This window comes from Salinicola sp. CR57, from assembly GCF_003206585.1.
GTDB classification, from domain to species: Bacteria; Pseudomonadota; Gammaproteobacteria; order Pseudomonadales; family Halomonadaceae; genus Salinicola; species Salinicola lusitanus.
The window spans coordinates 1-9,498 of the sequence record NZ_PZJL01000014.1; the positions used below are offsets into that span (position 1 = coordinate 1).

4 protein-coding genes are annotated in these 9,498 nt (G+C 63.2%); 1 reads left to right on the plus strand and 3 read right to left on the minus strand.

Features of this window, described 5'->3' with window-relative positions; genetic code table 11:
• Positions 1-168: 168 nt before the first annotated feature.
• The 3 genes from cysQ to DOM56_RS18245 form a co-directional block, all read right to left on the minus strand.
• Complete coding sequence (gene cysQ / locus DOM56_RS18235) at positions 169-996, minus strand: 3'(2'),5'-bisphosphate nucleotidase CysQ (protein ID WP_110710437.1); 828 nt, start codon at positions 994-996, stop codon at positions 169-171.
• 99 nt (positions 997-1,095) lie between these two features.
• Entirely contained in the window at positions 1,096-2,859 is a 1,764-nt protein-coding gene (locus tag DOM56_RS18240) for an SLC13 family permease (protein ID WP_110710438.1), read from the minus strand.
• A gap of 226 nt (positions 2,860-3,085) precedes the next feature.
• Positions 3,086-4,297: an aminoglycoside phosphotransferase family protein gene (locus DOM56_RS18245; RefSeq protein ID WP_157958282.1), complete on the minus strand. Its 1,212-nt coding sequence runs from the start codon at positions 4,295-4,297 to the stop codon at positions 3,086-3,088.
• Positions 4,298-4,869: 572 nt separating this feature from the next.
• Between DOM56_RS18245 and DOM56_RS18250 the strand changes: the two genes are divergently transcribed.
• On the plus strand, positions 4,870-9,438 hold the full coding sequence (locus DOM56_RS18250) for a hypothetical protein (RefSeq protein ID WP_110710440.1): 4,569 nt from the start codon (positions 4,870-4,872) through the stop codon (positions 9,436-9,438).
• Positions 9,439-9,498 lie beyond the last annotated feature (60 nt).

Genomic DNA, 9,498 nt, shown 5'->3' on the forward strand with positions numbered 1-9,498 from the left:
GATGGGTCTGGCGTTCGGGGGTCATTTCCATATCGAGTGGTCCATTGAATCGGGGGTTAGTTACGCAACGGGAAGCTGAAAGCCCGAAGAGCGCCGCTTCGCGGCTGGAAGCTGGAAGAAAAGCCCGGTCAAAAACGGGCACTGGAGACTTCTTCCAACCTCCAACTTCTAGCTTCCGGCACTAAGCGCCGAACTCAGCGCATCGCGCCAACGGGAGTCGCTCTGCCCACAGACGATGAAGAAGGGGTTGAGCGTGCTTTCCTGCTGGTTGCAGCGCAGGGGTTCGAGGGTTTCGGCGTCGAGCACCTGGCCGCCGGCGGCGGTGACGACGGCCTGGGCGGCAGCGGTGTCCCATTCGCAGGTCGGCGCCAGACGCGGATAGAGATCGGCGGCGCCTTCGGCAACCAGGCAGAGCTTGAGCGAGCTGCCCATGGAGACCCGTTCGTGGGCCGGCAGCCGGGCGCAGAAGGCTTCGAACGATTCGGTGCCGTGGGAACGGCTGCCAACGATCAGCCAGGGCTGGTCGTCCGCCGCCGGCAGGTCACGCACGCGAATCGGCCGTTCGCCGTCAGGGGTGATCTTGAACGCGCCGCTATCGGCGTCTCCCCACCAGGTCATGCCGAGCACCGGCGCATGGACGATGCCGAAGCGCGGCACGCCATTCTCGACCAGCGCCACGTTGAGCGTGAACTCGCCGTTTTTCTTGATGAACTCCTTGGTGCCGTCCAGCGGGTCGATGAGCCAGTAGCTCGACCATTGCCGGCGGGTTTCGAACGGGATCGCATCGCTCTCCTCGGAAAGCAGCGGTATCTCCGGGGTCAAGCGCTGCAGCAGCGCGGTCAGCGCCCGGTGGGCGGCCATGTCCGCCTGGGTCAGCGGGCTGTCGTCGGCCTTGGTTTCGACGCTGAAATCCTGGGCGTAGATCTCCAGCACCCGTTCACCGGCGGCGGCGACACCGGAGAGCAGTTCACGCCTGATGACTTCATCGATTTTCATTCCATTCCTTTGTCTGTCGTTGCGGACTTCCGGTCCGGGTCTGGATCGGACGCTACCTGCCATCGGAGCATCTTCCAACATGATCCGTGATCGATAGCTCTAGAAAGGCCAAATCATCGGTATGAGCAGAATAGTGACAGCGCCAACGATCAAGCTCAATGGCACCCCCAGTTTGAGATAGTCGTGCATCCGGTATCCCCCCGGTCCCATCACCATCAGGTTGGTCTGGTAGCCCAGGGCGGTCATGAAGCTGGCCGAGGCAGCGACGGTGATGGCAATCACGAACGGCATGAAATCCACCCCCAACTGCTGAGAGACCGCCAGCGCGATGGGAAACATCAGCACCGCGGCGGCGTTGTTGGTGATCATCTCGGTGAACAGCACCGTCATCAGGTAGATGAACGCCAGCGCCAGCCAGGGTGAGTCGATATGCCCGACGACCAGCTCGGCGATGGTCCGCGCCGCGCCGGATTGGGTCATCGCCGCGCCAAGGGAGAACGAGGCCGCGATCACGATCAGAACGGAAAGATCGATATAGCGCCGTGCCTTGCCCATGGTGAGGCAGCCGGTCATCAGCAATGCCCCGGCAGCGAGGAAGGCGGCTTCCAGGATCGAGATCAGGTTGGTCGCGCTGAGCACGACCATCACCCCCAGGATGCCCAGCGAGAGCGGCGCTTTCTGGAAATTGGGCGGCGTGGAGTCGTTGAGCTGGCTGACCAGCAGGAAATCCTTGCGGTAACGATACTGCTCGACGAACTCCTGCCCGGTCTCCAGCAGCAGGGTGTCGCCGACCTGGAGCTCGATGTCGCCGACCTTGCCGTTCAGGCGTCGACCATGGCGGGAGATCGACAGGATCACGGCCTGGAACCGCGAGCGAAACCGGGACTCCCGGACCGTCTGCCCGATGCCGGTAAAGTCCGGGCTCACCACCGCCTCGACCAGGCAGCGCCTGTGGTGGGCGACATCGAGCTTCTGGACGTTACCGTTGGCGGGGCTCAGCCCTCGAATCTCGCGAAGCTCCCTGGCGCACTCCGGCGCGCCGATGAAGACCAGCGTGTCGCCGCCCAGCAGCTTGGTCTCAGGCGGAACTGCCGTCATCAGGTGGTCGTCGCGCTCGATATCCGCCAGATAGCCGAACTGGAGGTTGCGCAGCCCGGCATCGGCGATCGACTTGCCCACCAGCGGGCCGCCGGGTTCGACGGTGACCTCTACGCTGTACTCCCGGATCTGGTCCAGTTGGGCATTGGTGCCATCCCGCTGCGGCAGCAGCCAGGTCGCGAAGATCAGGATGAAGCCACCGCCGACGAGCAGGATCGGCAACCCGATCCAGGTCAGTTCGAACATGCCGAGGGAGACGCCCAGTTGGCTCTGTAGCAGGCCATCGACCACCAGGTTGGTACTGGTGCCGATCAAGGTACAGGTACCGCCGAGGATGGAGATGTAGCTGAGCGGCAGCAGCAGCTTGGAAGGCGGCAGTCGTAAGCGATTGGACCAATCCTGAATGGCGGGTATGAACATCGCCACCACCGTGGTGTTGTTCATGAAGGCGCTCAGGACCGAGGCCGGCAGCATCACCCGCCACTGTGCCCGACGCAGCGTGGTCGGCTGTCCCAGCAGTTGCGCGGCGATCCACTTGATCGCGCCGGTCTCCTTCAGCGCCGCCGCCACCACATATAACGCTGCGATGGTCATCACCCCGGTATTGGCGAAGCCAGCCAGCGCATCCTGAGGGGTGAGCACCTTGGTAAAAATCAGAAACGCCATCGCCCCGACCAGAATGGCGTCCGGCGCAATCCGCGTAAAAACGAGCGTGGCCAGAACCGCCAACACTGTCGCAATGCTCAACCAGGCATCGATACCCATATCTTCCCCTGCCAAACGCCCGGCCGGCACTGATTTAAAATTTAAAAATTAGCAAGTTAACGGAATACGATTAGTCCCTGCACCGCAAATTCCGTAGCCGACGCATTCTATGCCACTCACCAAGGCGGGCACCAGCCCGGCCTTCTCAGGAAAGGTAATGACACGGTTAACGAATGGGCGGCATGAGAAACCGCGAATCGAGGATCAGCGAAGCGCCAAGATCGGCTCACTGCCCCTGGGAAATGGCTCCGAATCCCGGGCGTTTTCGGCACCGAGACTCGGCGTACCGCCGGTGCAGATACCTGCTCTCTTCCGTGGCGTGGAAATCGGGGTGGCGCCGCGACAGCGCGAAATAGGTCATGACCAACCATCCCAGACGCATCGAGTCCCGCCTGGGAGCCCCTTCGCGACCCTGCGCCTCCTCGATCCACGCTTCGGCGAGCCTGGGCGGCACGCTCAGCAGCAGGCGGGCGAGATCGCAGCCCACCGGCAGCATCCCGGCGTGATCCCAGTCGATGAAGATCGGGGCTCCGGTGGACTCCTGAATCAGCACGTTCTGGGGGTGAAGGTCACCGTGGGAGAAGACCCGCGGCAGTCGATAGACGACCAGCGCCATCTTCAGCAGCCGCTCGAGCTCCTGCCACTGGCGTCGTTTCAGTGCGGCGAGACAGACGTCCGTGATCATCCTGTTCAGCGCACGACGCCCCCGCCGGCCGAGATCACGGTCGGACCAGCCATCGGGACGGCCGATCTGCGCGAGCCACTCGAGCGAATCCATCGTGTCGCGGAAGACGGTCTCCCTGCCCTCGCGGTAGGCGACCAGCGGCTGCCCTTCGATGCGCTCCACCACCAGGCTGGCGGTTTCCCCATGATCGATGACCGCCTTCAGCGACGGCGCCGCGATACCGCCGGGCGCTAGCACCTGGCGGTAGAGCCGCTCCAGCCCGAGAGCGTAGGCGCGCGGTAGCTGGCAGTGGACGATATAGCGGGCATCCGCCGTTCGCACCTCCAGCGCGGAGAACTGCCCGGTCTGGCCCGGCAGCGGGCGGAACGCCCGAACGTCGAGATGGGGCCGCAGGGGCGCGAGCCATGGCCCCAGGACGGGGTGGCTCATACCGCTTTCGACGTCGATGAATCCATCGGCGGCGTCATCCGCCATCACCACCGCCAGGCCATCGTTGAGCAGTCGCCCGCTGTCGAGCGCGCTGACCCGAACCAGATCCCCAGGCTGCAGCGGTATCGGCGCAAGAAAACCGACGTCGGGCCGGGTCGTGACGCCCGCCTCGACCACATCGGGTCTCGGCTCCTGACACAGCGCGCAATAGCGGGCCTCGCCGTTGATCGAGACCAGTACCGCGCGGGGCCCGCCCCGGCAGTCATCATCGACATGCCAGCCCCGGACCACCTGCTGACTCACCTCATCCACGAACCCCGGCATGACGCGCCCCGCCCCGTTGTTATTGCTCCCCGCTGTTATACCAATGTCCGGGATCGGGTTGCGTAACGTCTTACAACCGGCTTGGAACGTTCCCATAACACAAGCCAACATTTTTTTGCGTTAGCCATCTTACAGGCGCTGCTCGGCCATGGAGCATGGAGAGAGGAGTGAGTCGAACCAGTCGGCATAGGTGACTTCGACACTCTCGTTTCCTGGAGTGTTGTCGACGCCAACGCCACTTTGCCGATCACTCGTGTTACGTGGTCGTGACAACGACTGACGACTCTACGACAGGGTGACACGTCTTTTATCGAATCGACGCTGATACCGAGTGGATATTGAACGAGTATTCAAACACTGACTGAAAAATGCCTGCGCGCATTCATATGGCGCTGACAAGTGATGGCGTGCCCGGTCCATTTTTGGCTCGGGACATCCTTGACGCTCGCATGTCGTAAGGCGGCGCTGTTCAGATCGCCAGTCCTGACGATTTGTCGTCGGTTTTCGCCCTGTCTGGCTAGCGCTCGTCGATTTTTCAGATAGCACTCAATAAAACAACGGGAGAACTCTTCATGGCTCAGGAAATCACCCAAGACAGTGCTTCGCATCAGATACCGGATACCGGCGATGCCAGTGTCGACAGACACTCGACCGGGCAGTGGCAGTCGACGCTGTCGAAGAGCCTGAACCTGAGCCGAAAATCCACATCTACCCGTGAAGACGACACCCAATCGGCGAAGCGCGCCGACGGCGACACCCAGGCGCCCAGGAATCTGAACGACTACAACCAGATCGTGACCATCGGCGATGACCTCATCCGCTACGAGACCAAGGGCGGCAAGAGCGTCGAGGTCGACCGCCACGCCACGCCGGCGCTGTTCGAGACGATCAGGCAGGATTTCGACCAGATCAATGGTCTCAACGAGAGCGGAGAGGATGGCTACGGCGTGTTGCCGCTGGATGCCGAGCCTCCCGGCAAGCTGAGCGACTACCGCTTCATCGGCCCGCCCGACGAAGTTGCCAACGGCATCATCCGCTACGAGATGCAGAACGGTGCCCGGGTCGTGGTCGCCGAGCGCGCCAACCCAGAGCTCTTCGCTGCGATCAAGAAGGATTACGAGAGCCTGATCGGCATCAACAAGAGCGAGGCGGATGGCTACGAGCGTCTCCGCGGCGACGCCACCCCACCGCCCTACTACAACACCGAAGTCGGCGCGCCCGGCGAAGTGGGGCCGGAGGTGATTCGCTACGAACACGACGGCGAGAAGTTCGTCGTCGCCCGCAGCGACAATCCGGCGCTCTACGACTACCTGAGCGAGCAGTACGCGACCCTGGGCGGGAATGCCGAGCATCAGGATGCCATCGAGGGTGCGGTCGAGGACGGTGCCATCGTCGCCGGCGCCGATACCGAGGCGCCCGACTTCAACGACTTCAAGCGCTTCCATTGGCAGACCGATGCCCGAGACGACGTCATTCGCTTCACCACCCACGACGGCCGCGACGTGGTGGTCTCCAAGGCCTTGACGCCAGCCCTGTTCGAGACGGTCTCCGAGGCCCAGAAGACCTGGGACCGGATCCATGAACTCGAGGACGACGGCTACCAACTGCGCTCCGCCGACGAGGATATCCCGGTGCTGGGCAAGGGCGACAGCGTCAAGAGCGCCACCGACGAGCACGGCGACGTCATCGAAGGGCTCAAGCTGGTCGAGGTCGACGGTGAGAAGTTCGTCGTTTCCAAGGGGGTGACGCCGGAGCATTTCGAGGCCGCCTCCAGCTTCCAGCAGACCTCCAGCGAGGATGTCATCGACGATGTATTCGCCGATCACGACCTGCCCGGCTCGGAAGAGACCAACCTCATGGGTCAGGAGACCACCGTCGAGAACGACGATGGCGAGGCGAAGACGGTCACCGAACTCTACATGGAGAAGCTGGAGGAGAAAGCGGAAAACTCGGACAACGAGAACTTCAAGAAATATGCCCGGCTGCTCGAGCTCAAGTCTCAACTGGACGATGGCAGCTTCCAGTACCTGCCCTACATGACGGTCAATCACGGCGGCGACTGGACCTACTACGCCAGCGATACCCAGGGCATGGACCCGGCCGACCTGCGTGGCCTGATCCATGAGGAGAAGCTCGGCGAGGAACTCGCCAAGCTGCTCGGGGACGAGGAGATCGCCAAGTTCACCGACGAAGCGATGGCGGAGGCCCAGAGCAAGATCAAGGATCGCGAAGGGCTCGCCGACAAGATCTACGACTCGTTGACCGGCGACAAGGGCGCGGAGTATCTCGATGCCATCGAGGACCTGCGCGACAAGGGCTTCGGCGACGAGGCCGCCACCCGCCTGAACAATGACCTGAACACGCTGCAGGCGCTCGACCCCGAGCGCGCGGCCGAGGCGAGAGGCAGCATCACGGCGGCCAGCACCGCCAGAGGTCTCGAGGAGGAACTCGCCGACATCGACGCCGAATACGATGCTTCCCAGGACGGCGGAGAGGTATCGCCGGAGAGTGAAGAGGCCGCGGAGCAGGTCGCCGCCGACATGGTGCCGACCGTCCTTACCGGCATTACCTACAGCACCTTCGGCATCCAGACCACCGATGGCGTCTGGAACGCGGTCAAGGACGCGCTCTCCGCCGACAAGACCGATCCCAAGGGCTCGGTACCGCCAAACCTGTCGGCGGACGAGAAGCTGCAGTTCACCAAGATCATGGCGATCGCCGCCGGCCTCAAGGAGGTGATCAAGACGGCGGCATTGAGCGGGAGCAACGTCGAGACGGCGCTGAAGGATTCGTCTCTCATGCGCGACGTCATGCAGAAGGTGAACGAGCAGTTCCGCAACATGACCACCAGCCGTGACGGTCAGCCACCCATCGTCGAACTCAGCGACAGCCAGCGCGCCAACGTGCAGGGCTCGCTGAAATCCCAGTTCCGCAGTCTGATGAATTCGAACACGATGTTCGCGATCGGCGGCACCGCGGCGCTGGCCAACGCCATCTACCGCCGCTCGGGCGACGACTTCGGCGACACCTGGCAGGAGCGGATGACCGTCGCCCGCGGCATGCTGGTATTCATCGGCACCACGCCCTTCGCGCTCAAGGGCATCACCGATGCGGTGGGCCCGAAACTCGACGAAGGCAGCCGGCTGACCAAGCTGTTCGGCACCACCGATATCACCCAGGCGCTCGGTCTCGACAAGGAGATGGGCGATGTTCTGCGCGAGCGCTTCCCCGACACCTTCAATGGCGACAAGGCGCCCTCCCTCAACCCGGGCGAGCAGGCGCGGGGCAAGCTGGATGACATCCGCGGCAAGCTCGAATCCTTCGATACCCTTCTCGATCAGAAGGATGCCCCCGACTTCGAACAGAAGGCCCAGGGCCTGGTCGACGATATTCAGGGCCAACTCGACGAGGTCGACCGCCTCGTCAAGGCGTCCGACTCGCTCAGCGACGACGAGAAGAATGAGATCCAGCAGCGCCTGGACACGATCGAAGACCGGCTCGACAAGGTCGAGATGAAGAAGGAGGGTCTGGCGCCCCAGAATGCGGAGGAGCTCAGGGGCCTGGTCGACGAGCTGTTCGAGGAGATCCAGCCTTTCGCTTCTTCGGCGACGCCGTCGGAGCAGCGCTTCGCCCAGATCGATGACTTCGACCGGGCGGTGGCGGAGTACCGCGAGCTGCTGGATGCCGACGGCAAGGGCAAGGGCAAGATGCCGGAACAGGCGCCGGCACTGTTCGACGAGATCATGGAGAAGCACCGAGCGATTCGCTCGTCGATCGAGTCCGACCCGACGCTCTCCGATGCCGATCGCGCTCAGCAGCTCGAGCGGCTGGACGATATCGCCAGCCGTCTGGACGATGTCCGCCCGACGGATGGCGGCACCCTGCCCAGCGGCGCCGGCGACGCGCTGGACGACCTCGACAACCTCAGCGACGACCTGCACCAGCGTTTCGATCCCGCCAACGGCGAATCGTCGAAATCCGCCATGCAGCCCTTCAACCAGGCGCTGGATAGCGAAGCCGAGGTGGTCACCAACGGTGATCGCGCCACCGGTGGTACATCGCCCGACAGCCCTGGAGGCAGCGGTGGCACCAGTGGCAATGGCGATGTCGGGAGCAAGAAGAAGGCGCTCATCGGCCCGGCGCTCAAGGGCCTGGCCTACATGACCGACTTCGCCGGCGGTATTCTCGACACCGTCGTCGCGGGCGTCGGGCTGAACCAGTTGATCAAGAACGGTGGCACCCCGATGGAGTTCGCCGCCAGCTCCACCGGCGTCGTCTCTGGCTCGTTCTTCACCATCGGCGGCGCCGCCGAAATCGGGGCGTCGCTGCAGACCGCGTCCCGGGTGCTCTCCGGGCTGGGCGCGGGCCTGCGCGCAGCCGGCCCCATCGGCAACCTGATCGGCCTGGGCGTCGGCTTCGCCAGCCTGATCCTCAATGCCGTGATGGCCCAGAAGAAAGGCGCCGAGACCGAGGGCAAGATCCGCGAACAGTTCGAGCAGTTCGCCGAAGATGGCGTGACGGAGGATGACTGGGGCGAGAAGTTCAACTACCTGATCAACTCCAGCTACGGCTTCAAAGAGATGATGCACGCCGGTGACGACGACAAGGAGCCCGACCCGCTGTTCAAGGAGTGGTTCCCCGAGGACATGGCGGCGTGGGAGGCGCAGCCGGAGCAGTACGAGAAGTTCACCCAGGAGATCCGGGAGAACGGCAATGTCGATGACTTCTTCTTCGACTTCGACCAGGACCAGATGCAGCTCAATATCCACGGCCAGGCGTTCTACCAGGAGAACAAGGAGGCCATCGACACCATTCTCTTCAACTGGGACGAAGGCGATGGCGGCAACGACTGGACCGGCGGCGACGATATCGTCAGCAGGTCGGATCTCGAGAAGATCGCCGATCCGGAAAACGGCCACTCCAAGAAGGAGCAGGACGCCGCACAGTTCCTGCTCGACAACGACGACTTCTTTGCCCTGCTGGATACGCTGCACAAGCAGGATGGCTCGGACGACAAGATCAGCAGCGCCGACATCGACTCCTGGATGCAGTTGATCGGCGAACGCGCGATCACCGACGACAACCCGGCCTTCGCCGAGGAGGACAGCATCTGGGACAACCCGGCGTCGTATAAGCTGTAGGCTGCGAGCTGCGAGCTGCGAGCTGCGGGCTGCGGGCGATATAAAGGCGGGCCATGTCTC